Annotated in this window: 12 protein-coding genes; 8 read left to right on the plus strand and 4 right to left on the minus strand. The window is 43.4% G+C overall.

Annotated features, from left to right (window positions below):
- Positions 1-104: 104 nt before the first annotated feature.
- The 4 genes from W293_RS0113280 to W293_RS0113295 all read left to right on the plus strand — a co-directional run bounded on the left by W293_RS0113280 (position 105) and on the right by W293_RS0113295 (position 2,995).
- Entirely contained in the window at positions 105-749 is a 645-nt protein-coding gene (locus W293_RS0113280) for an ATP-binding cassette domain-containing protein (protein WP_025652897.1), read from the plus strand.
- A gap of 64 nt (positions 750-813) precedes the next feature.
- Complete coding sequence (locus W293_RS0113285) at positions 814-1,482, plus strand: CDP-alcohol phosphatidyltransferase family protein (RefSeq protein WP_025652898.1); 669 nt, start codon at positions 814-816, stop codon at positions 1,480-1,482.
- Positions 1,475-2,293 (plus strand): sterol desaturase family protein, encoded by an 819-nt coding sequence (locus W293_RS0113290; protein WP_025652899.1) that lies wholly within the window; start codon positions 1,475-1,477, stop codon positions 2,291-2,293. Before W293_RS0113285 ends, W293_RS0113290 begins: the two co-directional genes overlap by 8 nt.
- Before the next feature lie 48 nt (positions 2,294-2,341).
- Positions 2,342-2,995 carry a DsbA family oxidoreductase gene (locus tag W293_RS0113295; protein ID WP_025652900.1) on the plus strand — a complete coding sequence of 218 codons (654 nt, stop codon included), beginning with the start codon at positions 2,342-2,344 and terminating at the stop codon, positions 2,993-2,995.
- 205 nt (positions 2,996-3,200) lie between these two features.
- Here W293_RS0113295 and W293_RS0113300 read toward each other — a convergent pair whose 3' ends face one another.
- Positions 3,201-3,809 (minus strand): TetR/AcrR family transcriptional regulator, encoded by a 609-nt coding sequence (locus tag W293_RS0113300; RefSeq protein ID WP_025652901.1) that lies wholly within the window; start codon positions 3,807-3,809, stop codon positions 3,201-3,203.
- 246 nt (positions 3,810-4,055) lie between these two features.
- Here W293_RS0113300 and W293_RS0113305 point away from each other — a divergent pair, with 246 nt between their 5' ends.
- Positions 4,056-4,592, plus strand: a complete 537-nt coding sequence (locus W293_RS0113305) for a peroxiredoxin-like family protein (protein WP_025652902.1) — start codon at positions 4,056-4,058, stop codon at positions 4,590-4,592.
- 535 nt (positions 4,593-5,127) lie between these two features.
- Here W293_RS0113305 and ppc read toward each other — a convergent pair.
- Together ppc and nhaC are read right to left on the minus strand one after the other, a co-directional pair.
- On the minus strand, positions 5,128-7,908 hold the full coding sequence (ppc, locus tag W293_RS0113310; protein WP_025652903.1) for a phosphoenolpyruvate carboxylase: 2,781 nt from the start codon (positions 7,906-7,908) through the stop codon (positions 5,128-5,130).
- A gap of 533 nt (positions 7,909-8,441) precedes the next feature.
- A complete protein-coding gene (gene nhaC, locus W293_RS0113315) occupies positions 8,442-9,875 on the minus strand; it encodes a Na+/H+ antiporter NhaC (protein WP_025652904.1) in 1,434 nt (477 codons plus the stop codon).
- A 63-nt stretch (positions 9,876-9,938) separates the two neighbouring features.
- On the opposite strand from nhaC, the gene W293_RS0113320 reads away from it, so the two are divergent.
- The 3 genes from W293_RS0113320 (at position 9,939) to W293_RS0113330 (ending at position 13,246) form a co-directional block, all read left to right on the plus strand.
- Entirely contained in the window at positions 9,939-10,151 is a 213-nt protein-coding gene (locus W293_RS0113320; protein ID WP_025652905.1) for a hypothetical protein, read from the plus strand.
- 164 nt (positions 10,152-10,315) lie between these two features.
- A complete protein-coding gene (locus tag W293_RS0113325; protein ID WP_025652906.1) occupies positions 10,316-11,524 on the plus strand; it encodes an aromatic amino acid transaminase in 1,209 nt (402 codons plus the stop codon).
- 537 nt (positions 11,525-12,061) lie between these two features.
- Entirely contained in the window at positions 12,062-13,246 is a 1,185-nt protein-coding gene (locus W293_RS0113330) for a hypothetical protein (RefSeq protein WP_025652907.1), read from the plus strand.
- Positions 13,247-13,467: 221 nt separating this feature from the next.
- Here W293_RS0113330 and W293_RS0113335 read toward each other — a convergent pair whose 3' ends face one another.
- Positions 13,468-17,550, minus strand: a complete 4,083-nt coding sequence (locus tag W293_RS0113335) for a beta strand repeat-containing protein (RefSeq protein WP_156916425.1) — start codon at positions 17,548-17,550, stop codon at positions 13,468-13,470.
- Positions 17,551-17,568 lie beyond the last annotated feature (18 nt).

Below are 17,568 nucleotides of genomic sequence, written 5' to 3' on the forward strand. Positions count from 1 at the left end.
GCAAAATGCTGGGCTAAAGCCACAGCCTACGTTCGTCCATACTAAGTTAAGAGTCAGGTAGCTGTGAAAATATCAGTCGTTAAAAACACAAAAAAGGGTCCTTGATGCAATCATCTTTACAGATAAAAAACTTACAGTTATATCGACAAGGCAAGCTATTACTAAGCCTAGACGAGCAGATTGCTGGTGGTGAAATATTGACTGTCATGGGCCCATCTGGCAGTGGTAAATCGAGCTTATTGAATTGGCTGACAGGTACCTTACCAAATGGTTTTACCGCTACTGGTGAGGTCTGGCTAAATGATAAAAATGTAAGCCACCTGCCGACGCACCTGCGCCATATTGGGGTACTGTATCAAGACGCCCTACTGTTTTCGCATTTATCGGTAGCGGGTAATATTGCTTTTGCGATGCCTAAAAGCAATAAAATGGGCGATAGAAAACAGCGCCATGAAAAAATAGAACAAGCGCTTGCACAGGTTGGATTAGCAGGCATGGGAAATCGCCATCCTGACAACCTATCGGGCGGACAACAAGCACGAGTGGCACTACTGCGCACCTTGCTCAGCGAGCCAAAAGCGATACTACTCGATGAGCCTTTTAGCAAGCTCGATACCCAGCTGCGAGTAGATACGCGCCAATTGATATTTGAGCAAATTCGTACTCATAAACTCCCCGCCATCATGGTCACGCACGATCATAGCGATGCTGAGGCCGCAAAGGGTAAAGTGATTCATTTAGACTTGTAGCTCTAAACCTGTAGTCTTAGAATTATAACCTTAAACATTGAAGCGAAATACAAAAGGCAAGCGCATGCTAGACAAATTTCTCACGCCCATGATTAAGCCGATACTAGCCCCTGTGGTCGTTGTATTGCACAAGCGTGGTATTACAGCTGATCAGCTCACGGTGGCGGGCTTTTTAATCGGCATGTTAGCCTTACCATTACTGGCGTTTGAATTGTGGTATGGCGCGCTTGCGGTGATTGTATTAAATCGCATTTTGGATGGTCTTGATGGCGCGCTTGCCCGCTATGCACAGCAAAGCTCAAGCGCAGGCGGCTACTTAGATATTACGCTTGATTTTATCTTTTATGCAGCAGTGCCGCTGGGTTTTATCTTGGCAAATCCTGAACAGAACGCTATTGTTGGCGCTTTATTACTTGCTACCTTTATCGGCACAGGCTCTAGCTTTTTGGCGTTTGCCATCGCCGCGGAAAAGTTTAAACTGGATAAACCACAGTTCAAATATAAAAGTTTTTATTATTTAAACGGTTTGACTGAAGGTACTGAGACTATTGCGCTGTTCGTGGCCTTTTGCATTTGGCCACAGCACTTTGTACTACTCGCTAGCATTTTTGCCACGGCATGCGCGATTACGATTTTTACCCGTATCCATGGTGGCTATCATACCCTTAAACAGCTAGAGGCGAATGTTAGTAGCTCAGCTGGTTTAAACTCTCAAGAGGTAAGTAATGACTAACGAAGTATGGTGGCGGCTTGGGTTCTTTTTTAGCATCTTAGTCATCATGATGCTGATTGAATGGCGCATGCCTGCACGCACCGCGCCGATCAAAAGCAGCAAACGCTGGTTCGCTAACTTTGGCTTGGTGTTTGCGTCATCCGTTATTGCTCGTCTAGCCGTGCCTGTCGGTCTAACCGCTGTGGCGCTTAATAATCAGCAGCATGGGATTGGTCTATTTAATATTATCAATTTGCCAAGCATTGTCGTCATCATACTAAGCCTAATATTGCTCGATATCATTATTTACTGGCAGCACCGATTATTCCACCGCGTGCCTATTCTATGGCATCTGCATAAAGTCCATCACGCTGATGCGCATGTTGATGCCAGCACAGGACTTAGGTTTCATCCTATTGAAATCGTTTTAAGCATTTTAGTGAAGCTCGTTGCCGTCAGCTTATTGGGCGTCCCTGCCATCGCAGTACTGATTTTTGAGATTGCGCTAAATGGCTTAGCAATGTTTAACCACGCCAATATCCGCCTGCCACCTGCCATTGAAAAACCTGTTCGTCTGATATTAATGACGCAGATTTTGCACCGTATTCACCACAGCCAAAGCGTCAGCGAGACCAACTCAAACTATGGTTTTAGCGTGATTTGGTGGGATTGGATTTTTGGTAGTTATAAAGATGAAGCGACGAAGTCTGATAACGAGCTAGATATCGGGCTAAAAGAATATCCATCACCCAAACAAAACGCATCGCTATGCGGATTGCTCGTAATGCCTTTTAAAAGTAAAGCCTTTATAAATAAGTCATTCAAAGATTAGCATCGATTGAATAAAAGAATCTGCACAATAATAAGGAAGGAATACATTATGACCAATTCAAAAACTCCGCTTAGAATAGATATCATATCGGACGTGGTTTGCCCTTGGTGCGCCGTTGGTTATGGACAGTTGGCTGAAGCACTAAAGCAAACGGACAATGAACATGAGATTCATTGGCATCCGTTCGAATTGAACCCTGATACGCCAAGTGAAGGGAGAAATTGGCGTGAGCATATTGCTAAAAAGTACGGCTCTAGTAGAGAGGAGTCTGATGCCAGTCGCGTCCGAATCACTCAGGCGGGCGCAGAAGTGGGATTTGAGTTTAACTTTACTGAAGAGACTCTCACCTATAATACTTTTGATATGCATCAACTGCTGCACTGGGCAGATCAGCAAGGGCATATGCATGAGTTAAAAGAAGCGTTATTCGCGGCTCACTTCACCTATGCTAAAGATCTCTCTAAAAGAGATGTATTGGCAGATATTGCAGCACAGATTGGCTTAGATCGTAGTGAAGCACTCGCGGTATTAGAGGATCAACGCTTTGCCGAAATAGTACGTCAAGCGCAGCAGCACTGGCGGCAGCAAGGTATCCAAAGTGTGCCCTCCTTTATCTTTAATCAAAAACACTTGGTTAGCGGTGCACAAGGGGTAGAGAACTTCAAAAGTATCTTGCAGCATTTAGCAGAACTACCAGAGTAAGACGCATTTTTGATTATTTCAAAATTGATTTGGCAAAATCAGTTATTAAAATCCAGATATAAAAAAGGGCAACTCAAAATTTAATATTTGAGCCGCCCTTTTCTCATTTATTCATACCGATAATTGACCTTATTGCATATTGCTTGGTTCTCAGCTTAGCTTTTAATTATCCTAAAGATCACTCTTGCCTAAACCAGTTAGCAGTCTAATTAACAAACGCGCCATTACGCATGTTTTCTATAGACAATGCCATATCTTCAGCCAATGCTTGCACCGCTGCACTATCAACATCACGCTGAGCAAAGGCACGCAAGCCCATCACTTCAGCCTGCAAGCGTCGCCCCAGCCTAGTCGCATCAAGATCACTATCAAGCTCGCCTAGGCGCTGCGCCTCAACGAAACACTTTGTAAAACGTGTTTCCATGCCAGCCAGTAATTTTTCTACTTTATCTAACGCTGATTGCTCACGAGCACCAAGCTCGAGTAAGCTTTTGACCAACATACAAGCTCGACTCGGTATCTTTTGATCACAGATACCGCCAAGCTGACGCATATAAGCCGCCAATCCTAATAAAGGGGACTCGTGGCTGGCGAATATGCGTTCAAGCTCAGTCAGCGAAGCGTTAGCATAATGATCGAGTGCTTCTTGAAACAGCCCATCCTTATTACCAAACGCCGCATAGATACTTCCCGGCCGCATATCGAGAGCTTGTTCGATATCTTTTAAGGAAGTGGCATGAAAGCCCTTTTGCCAGAACAGCTGTATAGCACGCTCCAAGGCTTCGTGACGATTGTATAGTGTGGTACGTGACATAATATCTTCCAACCTCTCAAAGCCATGACCTCTATATGAAGTCAGCATGGCTGTATCGTTTGAGTAATTAGCCAATTTTATCTTGAATGATTACTCAAGTCCAGTTAAAGTAGGCGTAACCAGCCTTTAATGGAATGCTTAGCAAGGTTTACGCTAACTTATTCACAAACACTCATTACCCAATAATTAAATAAGTTTTTTAACCCTCATCACTCACATTAATACAACACCTCAAAGGATAATATGATGCAAGCAAAAGATACTCAAAAACTCCGCGCCGGTAGTCAATTCCCTGACATACAAGTACCAATGTTAGATGGTGAAATGAAAACCTTAGGCAAGCCTGAAAATGGTCACGATTGGAAGTTAGTGGTGGTTTATCGCGGTAAACATTGCCCGATCTGTACTAAATATCTCAATCAATTAGAAACGGTAAAATCATCATTCGCTGATGCTGGCGTCGACATCATTGCTGTATCAGGTGATAGTAAACAGCAGCTAGAGGCGCATTTAGAAGAGCTGGATATCAGCTTTCCAATAGCTTATGGCTTGACTGTTGAGCAGATGAATACCTTGGGGCTTTATATCTCCGACCCACGTTCTGAAAAAGAAACCGATCATCCTTTTGCAGAGCCTGGTGTCTTCGTTATTAATGCTAAAGAAGAGATTCAAATCATTGACATCTCTAATGCCCCATTTGCCAGACCTGAGCTTGAAGCCCTTGCCAACGGATTGTCTTTTGTTCGAAAAAACGACTACCCTATTCGTGGTACCCATGTTTGATTGCAGAGGGCTATATGATACTTCAAACGAGATGAATCCTGTCACGTTTTTATAATAGACTGTCTGTCTATTTCAATACAACAGTGAAAGCATCTCCTTAAAATAAAAAACCTTCAAGCTCTATATACTATAGCTTGAAGATTTTTTTATTAATCCAGTACTGGTTGATTATATTTAATCAACGAAACTATAGTCAGTGAAAAGTAATATCGATACACGACGCCCTGCTGATATCAATTTTTCTTGCTTGCTGTGCCTGCGCAGACAGAGGCGACAAAAAATTAATATCAGCAATACCCTAGAGCGTGTCCTCAATTCAACCGATAGCAATCTAAATGGGCTAAAAATGGTTAAATCTTGCCAAACATCGTCAAATAGCTAGGTAATATCTCGATATTATCTGCACTATTTTCCTTGTTTGACTGCAATTTACCTCATTTTTATCACCATTTTTAAAATGAGGACACGCCCTAATGTTTTTAGGATATTTTGACTATATATTTAATCTTAACCGAAGAATATGCCGCTCTAATAATTAACCTGTATTGCGCAAACCTGCTGCCAAAGCGTTAATACTACGGATTAATGGATCCTCAACATCAAGCTCATCATGATTGATGACGCCTGTAACGTCTTTTTGTCTGGCACGTTTTAACAGCTCGATTTGTATATAATTAATCGGATCTAAATAAGCGTTTCGCCACTGTAGTGAGGCGGCAAGATTCTGCTGGTGCTCTAATAACGATGTTTGGTTAAGCAAGGAATTTAAACCAGAAGAGGTCAGCTGGTGCTCATCGATGACCGCTTGCATAATTTTTTCACGTAACGCCTCATCGTCACATAACTGGCTATAAGCCTGAGCGATATTCATCTCAGATTTGGTAAAAGCCATTTCGATATTGCTGATAAATACGCTAAAAAATGGCCAATGTTTATTCATCTCCCTCATTAAGTCTTCGTCTGCTTTAACGCTCTGTAACGCACTGCCGACGCCATACCAAGCCGGTAAGGTGAAACGCGCTAATGACCAACCAAATACCCAAGGAATTGCCCGTAAAGTCGTTTTGCTCGGCAAGCCTTTTTTGCGATGCGCTGGACGTGAGCCAATATTTAATAAAGAGATTTCTTGCACAGGGGTCACCTGTGAGTAGAACTGATAAAACCCTTCAGTATTATCAGTCAGTTGACGATAACGCTGCTCACCTGCATCTGCCAAACGCGCAAAGAGTGCTTCATAATTTGGTAGTTCAGGCGGTTGCACAACGAATCTGGTAGAGCAGGCTTTCAATGTACCGGTGATGCCCATGGTCAGCTCAAATACAGCGGTGTCGGTGTTGGCATATTTGGCATAGAGTACTTCGCCTTGCTCAGTGACTTTAATTTCTCCATGCAATGTACCCGCTGGTTGTGCGGCAATCGCGTTATGCGTTGATCCGCCACCACGACTCACTGAGCCACCACGACCATGGAACAAGCGCGTTTTGATGCCGTATTCTTCAGCGATACGATTGATAGTTTGCTGCGCGCTATACAGCTGCCATGCAGAGGTAATGATACCGCCATCTTTTGATGAATCTGAATAGCCAAGCATGATTTCTTGGGTGTTATCTGAGTGCGCAAGCAACCCTCGATACAGTGGATTATCCAACACGGCAGGTAGAATCTTGTCAATATTTTTAAGATCTTCAATGGTCTCAAACAAGGGTGCAACGGGCAAATCAGCAGATAACTGTCCTGCCTCATCAACCCTGCACAGGCCAGCAAACCGCATCAATAATAAAACTTCTAATAATTGACTGGCATTATTAGTCATCGAAATAACATAACTGCCAAAAGTCTCTTGCCCTACCAGCTTACGTAATGTCGCCACTGAGTTCATCAATGCCAATTGTTCACGTGTTTTATCAGTCAAGTTATCAGTATAAATGAGCGGTGTACCAGGCTTTGCAAGCAAACGAGTCAGCCACTCTTGGCGCTCGCTTTCACTCAAAGTTTGATAATCTGGCAGATTAGAGGCACTGGCAAAAATATCGTCAATCACCTCACTATGATAAGACGACTCTTGACGGATATCCAGCGCGGCTAAATGAAAGCCACAGGTTTTCACCAGACGAATAACGTCAAGCAATAAGCCTTCTGCATGAGCAGTATCATGGCCATTCACGCTCTGACGAATAATACGCAGGTCTTCTAACAGCTCTTGTGGGTCGGCGTAGGCATCTTTTTTAGCGTCACTATCACTGCCTTTACTTTGAATCAGGCGATTAGTAGCGTTGACTTTAGTAAGGATTAAAGAAAGCAATCTACGATAAGGCTCATTGCCATAATCATCGAGATTATAATCAAATACTCGTCTATCGAGCTCATCGTAACTTTTGATTTTGGCGTAGACCTCAGGAGCAACATGAACCGTAGTATCACTATGAATGAGCTGGCGGCGCAGTTTTTTGAGCAGTACTTGATAGTGACGCAACACGGTATCCGCATGCATTAATACAGCAAGCTCTGTGGTCTCAAAAGTCACGAATGGATTACCATCTCTGTCACCACCGATCCAAGAGCCAAAGCTCATAAACGCTGGTAATGGGTTGTCCGCTAGCTCTGGGTAGATATCGATAATGGCTTTTTTAATATTACGATAAACCTTGGGAATGGCATTAAATAAACTGGCGTTAAAATAGTGTAAACCATTATTTATCTCGTCATAAACCAAAGGCTTACGCGTACGCACCTCATCAGATGACCATAACAAATCAATGGTTTGCGCCGTTTGTTCTTTCGCTTGCTCGTAGGCGAAACTGTCTTCATTAAGATTGTTTAAGGCATCGCTATGAGTAAATAGACTTTGCAAGATATTCATCGTCGTGCGGCGACGCGCTTCAGTAGGGTGTGCGGTAAAGACAGGAATAAATTTGAGTTGATCTATGAGCTCTTGCATTTGGGCAGGTTCAATATTACGTTCACGACACTCAAGCAGGGTACGACGAAACGACCCTTCCCAGCTTTGCTCAGACTGCGCACGCAGGTTATGACGCTGCTCACGTAAGTAATTTTCTTCCGTTAAATTTGCTAAGAAAAAATAGATAGAAAAGCCACGTATGACATTTTTCAATGCTTGATTGTCTAAAGAGGCAATAAAGTCAATAAGCTCCTGCTTTTGTGCGTCATTAGGCTCGCGGCGTTGTTGGATAAAACCTTTACGCAATTTTTCGATGGTATGTACCGTCTGTTCACCAGACTGGCGAGAAATCGCAGCCCCTAAGAAAGAGCCTAATAAGCTCGTGCGTTCCCGTAACACATTATTATCTATCGTCATCCTTGACCTTCTCATCAAATTAGTTGGCAAAGCAGTCACACTGCTTTGAGGGTAATGTCTCTATTGTCTTCTGAAGTAACTATTTATTATCATAAAAATTAAGATATTGGTCTTTTAACTTACGGTTATTTACTACCACAAACCATGCGCTTTGATTTCAGCGACTTTAGCAATTTACCACACTAGCCCTAGCAAAACCATTAAACCTCGATAACATAAACGAGATTTTAGGCACTGCGTACGCAAGACTAAACTAGTGGAAGAAACGTATAAAATATAGAAAAAAGTTAAACCCACATAATGTTCATAAAGTACACCACGCTTTTATCTCGATATAAATAGCAAATCATAATGCTGTTATTAAGTCTCAACCAACCACTTAAACACGATACAACTGCTCAGAATTTAAAAAAACCTCGTAAGCGTTGCGCTACGAGGTTTCTTTTATTTGAATCAAAATAATTAGAATTAGATAGCATTTGCACAGAGTGTCAAAAAAACACCATCAAATCATAGGAGATAAGCACAAGCGTTTAACCCATAGGAGCAGAATCTGACATGATTGTCTTCTTATGAGTTTGATGGGTCTGTATTCGACTGATAGTCACCCCTGTGAAGCCAAACAGAATTGTAAGTAGTAGCGATAAATAACAGAAAAAGGCATAAGGCAGATAATCAAGTACGGGAACGCCCAATGCTTGGCTGATAAACACGCCGCACACACTCCAAGGTACCAATGGATTAATCACCGTACCGGCATCTTCAATGGTACGCGATAGGTTTTTTGGGTGTAGGTTTAAACGCTCGAACGTTGGTCGGAAGGCGGTTCCTGATAATAAGATACTCAAGTACTGCTCACCAATAAGTACGTTGATGCTTAAAGCCGACATGGCAGCAGCAAAAATAGCACGCCCTGCTGTCGTTAAATTGTCTTTAATACCTGATAATAATGCTGGCAAGATACCTAATGCTGTCAGCAAGCCACCAAGACTGAGCGCTAATATCACAATCGCTTGGGTAAAGAACATGCTTTGGACACCGCCGCGCGATAGCATGCCGCCTACCTCGCCCAACTCTAATGACTTAGCAGGGGCATAACCTGCAAACAGATAACCACCCAACTGACCAAAGCTTGGCGAGCTATGTAAGTAAGTAATAATCAATGCCGCAGCGATGGTACAGATGATGGTATAAATGGCATTGACACGAAATATCGCCAGTCCTACTAGCACGACGAAAGGCAATACGGCATAACCATGTACCAAGCCACTTTCAATTAACTGTCCTTGCAGCACTCTTACTTGACTTAAGTCAGAGCCAGCCGTTTGCCCAGAGAAGAACCAAAACAATATCACCGTCATTATCCAAGCCGGCACAGTGGTATACATCATATTGCGAATATGGTCAAACAAATCAATGCCGACAACCGATGAGGCAATGGTACAAGTATCCGATAATGGCGACATTTTATCACCAAAAAATGCTCCAGATACCACCGCACCAGCGGCAATCGCCACATTGGCATCAAAGGCATTGCTCATCCCTATGAAAGCCACGCCAAGGGTGGCGGCCGTGGTCAAACTACTGCCCAAGGCAATACCGATAATAGATGTCAATACAAAGGCTGAGATATAATAATACTCTGGCGATATCAGCTGAAAACCAAAATACATCAGCGTCGGAATGGCACCAGACATTATCAAGGCGGCGATCATCAAACCAATAAAAAAGAATAAATAAATCGCACCGATACCGCGCATGACGCCAGACGCCATTTGCGCTTGCATATCATCGAAGCTTAAACCTTTGAACAGACCGATGGCTAGTAGCACACAGATGGCGAGTATCAATGATAAATGCGGCACCCAGCCAAAGCCAATCATGGTAACGCCCATGATGGCGATGACAATGGCAGAAATCATAAACGCCAGTTGCGGTGAAATTTGGGTGAGTATTTTTGGTGGCATCACACATCCTTAGCTTGCCAGTGGATTCTGGCGTTGGGGTTGGCTTTGGGTTGGACAAGTTTAATGAGTTGCAATGATTATTGCTACCCTCATCATTTACCCAGTAGGCTATCAGTCTTCGCGGCCATGACAAAATCATTGCGAGGCAAACCTTATTTGGTAGACATTCCACTTATTACTTTACAAGGGCTATTTATTGAACAAGTGACCATTGCTTTTAAGCAGTTTTTACAGTCGTATTTTGATGATCATTTCGATAATTTTCACAGTGATTGACATAAGCCACTGGCAGGCTGCTTAAATCGTTATCAACTCTAGGGCGCGTCCTCAATTCAAGCGCTTGTCTCTAAAGGGGCTAAAAATAAATCTTGCGTTGAGTTAATTATTGATTTGGATTATGCTTTTTGTCCGCAAGACTCATATTTTTGTAAGGACACAGAATGTTTAGACATGTAGAGTATTATGCTGGTGACCCTATTTTAGGATTGATGGACCAGTTTTTTGCTGACCCCAATCCCGATAAAGTCAATTTGGGCATCGGTATCTATTACGATGAAGAAGGTGTATTGCCCGTATTAGACTGCGTCAAAACTGCCGAACAGCAGATTGCAGATTCAATCTCTCCGCGCCCTTATTTGCCGATGGCAGGTCTGGCTGGACATCGTAGCGCTTGTCAGAATTTACTGTTTGGTAAAGGGGCTCAGGTATTGACTGAGGGCCGTGTGGCGACGATAGCGACTCTCGGGGGTTCTGGTGCACTAAAAGTTGGTGCTGAATTTATACATCAGTGGCTACCTCAGTCGAAGTGCTACGTCAGCGACCCAACATGGAGCAATCATATTGCTATTTTTGCAGGTTGTGACGTAGAGGTTGGCAGTTATCCTTACTACGATAAAGCCAGCAGTAGCATCAAGTTCGATGAGATGATCCGCTTTTTTGAAACCTTGAATAAACACGATGTGGTGTTGTTGCACCCTTGCTGCCATAACCCAACCGGTATGGATTTGACAAAGCAGCAATGGGATAAAGTGCTAGAGGTAATAAAGCAGCGTGAGCTAATTCCATTTATGGACATCGCTTATCAAGGCTTTGGCGAAGATATGGACAGCGACGCGTATGCTATTCGTAAAGCAGTTGAGATGAATTTGACGGTGTTCGTGAGTAACTCCTACTCCAAAAACTTATCACTGTATGGTGAGCGTGTTGGCGGTCTTTCCGTCGTTTGTCCGACAGTAGACGAAACTGAGCGCGTCTTTGGTCAGTTGAACTTTATTGTTCGTCGTATCTATACCAGTCCACCCTCCCATGGCGGCCGCGTGGTTGATATCGTCATGAATGATGAGGAACTATATCAGCAGTGGGTTGGTGAAGTTTATGGAATGCGCGACCGTATCAAAGCTATGCGCTTAAAGCTCAAATCGGTATTAGAATCCAAACTACCTGAGCGTAATTTTGATTACATTACTCGTCAAAACGGCATGTTTAGCTTTACCGGCTTAACAGTTGAGCAAATCGAGCGCTTACAAAGCGAATTTGGTATTTACCTAGTCTCTAACTCACGTATGTGTGTGGCAGGCTTAAACGTCAGTAACATTGATTACGTAGCCAATGCCATGGTAGAGGTCTTACAAGAAACCTCAACCGATTAGGCTTGGTAGCCAAATTTTTAATAGAACTATTTACTAAAAAAGCTGAGCCTTTGCTCGGCTTTTTGCATTTATGAATGCATCTGCACTTAGATAACATTGGGGCACATCTTTAATTCAATCAATGACCATTTAAATGCTAAAAAACTACTATTTTAAAGCGCTCACTGCAGTATGCTCATCCGTCCTAGCTTCTTAGTATTCGTATTTCTATCCAGAAAGACTTTAAAATCAGTTTCACCTCACATTTGGTATTGCACTTCATGTGTTAATCTAAGTAACTAAAAAATAAAATGACAGGCTAAGGCGCTGTCAATGACACATACAACTGAGCGATGTGCTGTAAATATTTCATCGCAGGATCGCTTCTAACATTTATTTGACTATAATATTTTATATATGCAAATTATTGGTTGTATAGCGGTCAACTGTTGGCTATTCTTGGTATAGGCATTGTTATATCTCAAATTTAGAATTGATTTTTATTTATTAATTCTAAATCAACATACTGTTTTATTCATTAAAATAAGGTTGAAAATTATGAGTGATACACCTTCATCAAATAATAATAAAGACGCTCTACCATCCGATGCCGCTGAAGATGTTTATGATTTAGCCATATCGGCCAGAGAGGAAACAGAAACCTGTAGAAAAATTGCACCGATAGTGGTCAAAAAACTGTCAGCGCTATCACTATTTAGAATGGGGTTGCCAAAGTCGTTGGGAGGATGGCAAGGCAATCTTGTAGAAACGCTAAAAGCTTATGAGACGCTGGCCAGTGCTGAGGCCTCAGTATCATGGATTGTTTGGAACAATCATTTGGCTTGCACATTTGGACGATTTTTGGACGAGCCTAGTATGCAGGAAATATACAGTGACCCCTCTCATGTCTATGCCAACTCAGCTCGCCCTGAAGGTGTTGCTAAACAAACAGCAGAAGGCTATACGGTCTCAGGTCAATGGACATTAGTATCAGGGTGTGAGTTGGCCGACTGGTTTGTGCTACGTTGCTTGGTAATTTCCGAAGGCTCACCCACCACCCTTGGGCCGGGCGCAAATTTAAAACTGTTCTTTATTCCAAAAGAAGATGTTGAAGTGATTGATACTTGGCATGTTGGCGGCCTAAACGGTACAGGCAGTCACGATATCGTCGTTAAAAACGCTTTTGTAAAATCGGACTATGCGGTCGGATTTGATAGTCCGGTTGCCATCGACAACGCCTATAATCGCCTACCGATTGGTTGTATTAATGCAGCTGGCTGTGCAGCGATGGCACTGGGCGTCTTAAAAGCAGCGACAGATGAGTTAATCCAAATTTGCCTAGAGAAAGTAACGCCCGGTAAAAGCCCAGATTTGCGTGATCGAGCAGCGGTACAAGCGACTATCGCTAAGAGCAAAACACTTTTGGCCTCTAGGCGCGTGCAATTACACAATAGTGTCGAGGTAATATGGGATGCAGCGCAGCAACAAAACAGCTTTACCGATATACAGCTGGCTGATGTGTGGGCAGCAGCCTGTGAGGCAGCACGAGAAGCCCGAGCCATGATATCGGAGATTTACGCAGTTGCTGGTACGGTCTCGCTATATAAAAAACATAGGATAGAGAGAGCGCATCGAGACATTCATGCTATTTTACAGCATGGGATTATTCAGCCACATTGGATGGATCAAGCCGGTATGGCTTACGTCGGACTGACCCCAAATGCCGCCATGTTCAGAGTATAAAATTGCTTTTATGATAATAGACAAGCCCTCATAAAATGAGGGATTTTTATCGCTTTGCTATTCAGCCAAAGAAAAAAAATCATTGTTAAAAATTATATAGTGGCTACCAAATCATCACTCTAAAAACTTATGAATTCTCAGGTTGCAAAAAAGCAAGACATCTAATGCCTTGCTTTTTTATGATTAACGAATTGCTTTATTCGATACTGCGCTTGATTTCTTTAATCAAAATGGAAACCAGCACCAATCGAGCCGCCAGCATTACCTTGGGTATCAGCGGTGCCGTTTACCTTCATGACCCAACGACCATCATTGGACAATTTCGAGAAGCCAATCGCCACTGCGCTTTCTCCGTTATAAGTACCAATACCACCGCCGATTAATGACTTACCTGGAATAAAGGCTTGTGGTAATGAAGACATGGCCATGGCTGCCGAGATACCCGCGTTTGCATCATCTTCGACTTCACCAATTTTGTAGCCTAGATCGCTCATGTTATTATTGAGCCTGCTATCAAGTGCACTTAATTGACCGAAATTGACGGCATCTGTGGCTTCTGTAGCATTGGCAACCCCGGTAATGCGGCTATCGCCTGCATTGATACCGCTTGCAGTCATACTAGGTCCGCCGACAATCGTGACGCCATTGTTATTAATGGATGTATTGCCAGTCTTGACACTATCTACGTTGATGTTGCCGTTTAGATCAAACTTAATACTACTGCCTGCTGCTGTAGTGCTGATGTTATTGCCACCTGTGAAGGTGAGGACACTGTCATCACCTACTGGTTTGTTGATGGTAGCGCCGCTATCTGCACCAAAATTGAGACCCGCATCTATTTTGTCCTTATTCACTTTAATGTTGGTCGTGTTGGTTTCGATATTCGTGGTATTCGTTACGATATCGGCCGTATTGGTGGCAATGTTCGTGGTATTGGTTTGGATATTCGTAGTATTGGTCTGGATGCTTTCATTGATTATAACTTCACCTTGCTTGATAGAAGCTATTGCACCATCGATACTATTTTGACCAGTACCACCAATATTATTGTTCGTAAAGGTTCCATCTACAGGATTGTAGACTGTATCTCCTCCAATAATACTACTGATACCAGTGCCTTGAGCGTAGAGCTGACCACCGTTGATGGCATCTTTACTACCTTCAGAGACAGCACCATTCATCACGTTTGTAATCTGAGTATCGGCAGCATTGATACCGGCTTTGGTGACACTAGGTCCGCCTGCGATAGTCAGACCATTATTGTCAATAACGGTGTCACCCGCTGTGACGCTATCTACATTTAGGTCTGGGTTTAAATCAAAGCTAATATCATTTGCGTCTACCGCTCGGCCAGCTTGACTTGCTACACCACCATTTGCCGACGTTCTAGAAATAGTAATGTTTCCATCTCTGCTGTTCATATCAACAGCGCTTCCCTGTTTTACCATGGTAGCGGTATCACTTTGTGCACTTAATGCCCAACCTCTGTCTAAGGCAAACGTCGTCGCGTTCAACTGTCCCACAGTCGCCGCATCTGTGTCTGCCATACCGGCAGCTACATTGGTGATTCTATTAAAACCATTGTCAAGACCACCACTACTCAGTCTAACCGTTCTACCGGGACCATTGTCAGTAAAGGTAAAGCCATTGCTGTTCATAATGCTATCACCAATCTGCATGCTACCCTCATTGCCTAAGTTCAGCTGGTTATTCAGTTTTACTTGAACACCCGTTGCCGAGGCCATCGTCGTAATATTGCTATCACCCGTGACGTTGATGGTATCACCTAAAGCAAACTGCTGGTCGTTGGCACTATTGCCATCACCGATTTTGATGCCTTTGGCAATCTCACCATTAGTCTTAAACAACTGACTACCGTTAACCGCATCTCTACTAGTAGCGCTCAACAATCCATCAGCGACATTAGTAATCTTGTTGTTGCCATTATTCAGACCATTGTTAGTGAGTGCTACTTGGTTATTATCACCATTATATAAAGTAACACCTGCATTATTAACTTGAGTATTTCCAGTGGTAACGCTGCCTGTATTACCAAGATTAATATCTTTGTCCAATTTAACAGTCAAGGTATCATCTCCATTAGCGGTGACACTAATGTTTTTCGTTGCTGGATCAGCATTGATAGTATCCCCACCTTTGACTGTGAGTTTTTGACCAAGTTTACGATTAACGGTAGTACCCGTATCACCATCGAAGTCGAGACCTTTATTTATCGTTGTAGTCGTTGCATTTAGTTGTCTAATATTAACGGCATCAGTATCTAGTGATCCATCGGCGACATTGGTGATTTGGTTGCCGCCATTATTTAGACCGTTATTACTGAGCGTGACGGTTTGGTTACTGCCGCCTGTGAGGGTGACACCGTCATTGTTAATAACGGTAGTTCCTGTGGTCAAGCTGGTTAAGACTAAGTTAGCAGCAGTGGCAACTTTAATACCACCTTCGTCAGCGGTTAAGACAATATTGTCACCGCTAATAAAATTGGCTGTGTTATTGTCCTTATTCAGAGTTTTGACATCAGAACCATTGATTTGCGTTACTACTGTTTGCATCGCGCTATCGGCTTTGCCCAAGCTTGCTTTACTGCCTTCGCTTAGATCCACTTGGTAATCAGTGATATTGGTATCAGGATCTTTGATACTGGCGGTTACTGTTAATGCATTTGCATCTGCAGTAGAAACACTGGCGCCATTGGCATTGACGGTGTAGACGTCCTGTCCAGTATCGCTATCGGTTGAAAAATCAACACTGGCAACATTCGTTCCTTTAACCACTTTGGTTCTCGCTCCTGCAGCAGCCATCTGTACATCACCGATGTTTGCCGCATTGCTGACTGTATCACCACCACTTTTTACTCCCTTGATCTGGGTGTCATTGGCATTGATGCCAGTAGTAGAGATATTAACGCCGCCAAAGTCTGCACTGGTGAGTCCAGTCAAAGTTGGAGACAAGCCGAGGGCTATACCATCACCACTACCCAAGGCTGTGGTCGTTAAATTGCTGTCCGTATCAAGTTTAATCTCTTCACCTAAGGCAAAGGTTTTTTTGAGCGTGCCGCCGCTGCTTACATCGTTCACATTAAATTTGATGCCTTTAGCAATATTGTCAGCGTTGGTGCCAATATTGGTGGTATTGGTCGAGATATTGCCAGTATTGCTGGTGACTTGTTGGTTGGTATTAAATAACTGACCACCATTGATGGCGTCTTGACTATTTAGACTAACCGTACCATTAGAAACATTGATGACTTTTTTATTACCGGCATTAACACCACTCTTAGTGATACTTGGACCATTTAGAATGTTCAGACCATTGCTAGATATGAGAGTGGTAGACAGAGGGCTTGATACAGCAATTCCTACACCAGTAACGGTAGTATTAACTAGAGCGTTGCCTGTTCTAACACCTGAGCCATCGACTGTAGTCTTCGTCAGTATATTGCCAGTTGTGAGTCCAGAACGATCAAGTGTCGTAGTATTACCAAACCCTATAGGAAAACTCGAACCCATTTTTACACTACCTGTCTCACCTAGATCTATATTTTTCGCCAGTTTGACAGTTAAGGTGTTACTCACGTTATCTGCAACAACACCGATGTTGTTGTCCGATAATGCCGTGGTTGCACCCCCTTTGACGGTAAGCTTCTGACCCAATTGACGGTTGACAGTTGTCGCTGTGTTGTCACCGGTAAAGTCTAGGCCTAAACCAATGGCTGTGCTGTTATTAGTCACTTCTGTATTAGTGGCATGCAACTGACTGCCATTCACCGCATCCGTGCTGCTTGCATTCACCGCTCCACCAGCGACGTGTTTGATCTGACGCTCAGCGCCGGCTGAACCAACTGAGACCTGATCACCAACTCGCATCGCAGGACCTGCAATGGTATGTGTGACCCCGCCAACGGTCATGGTCGACTCAGTGGTTGCATTTGTGGCAGTCGTTGACCCTGCACCTAAAGCAACCGAACCATCTAAGCTTGCTGACGATCCCATGCCAAAGGCTGAGGACGCAACACCCGCTGAGGAAGACTGTACGCCAATAGCCGTAGACAAAGCACCTTTAGAAAGCGCTTTTGAGCCAATCGCTATAGAAGCAGCACCACCAGCTTCGGTATTTCTAACGTAATATCCCGCTTCAACAAGGTCACGACCCGTATAAGCTTTGAATGCGGTATTGACATCACCTCCATTGATTGCAGATGCTGAGGTGCCATCAATATTGGCTTGAGAGGCGGCATTTAGATCGTCACCACCAATGGCAATAGAAGATCCGCCTTTGGTCACAACGTTTGCACCAATGGC

This window comes from Psychrobacter sp. TB67 (genome assembly GCF_000511065.1).
GTDB classification, from domain to species: Bacteria; Pseudomonadota; Gammaproteobacteria; order Pseudomonadales; family Moraxellaceae; genus Psychrobacter; species Psychrobacter okhotskensis.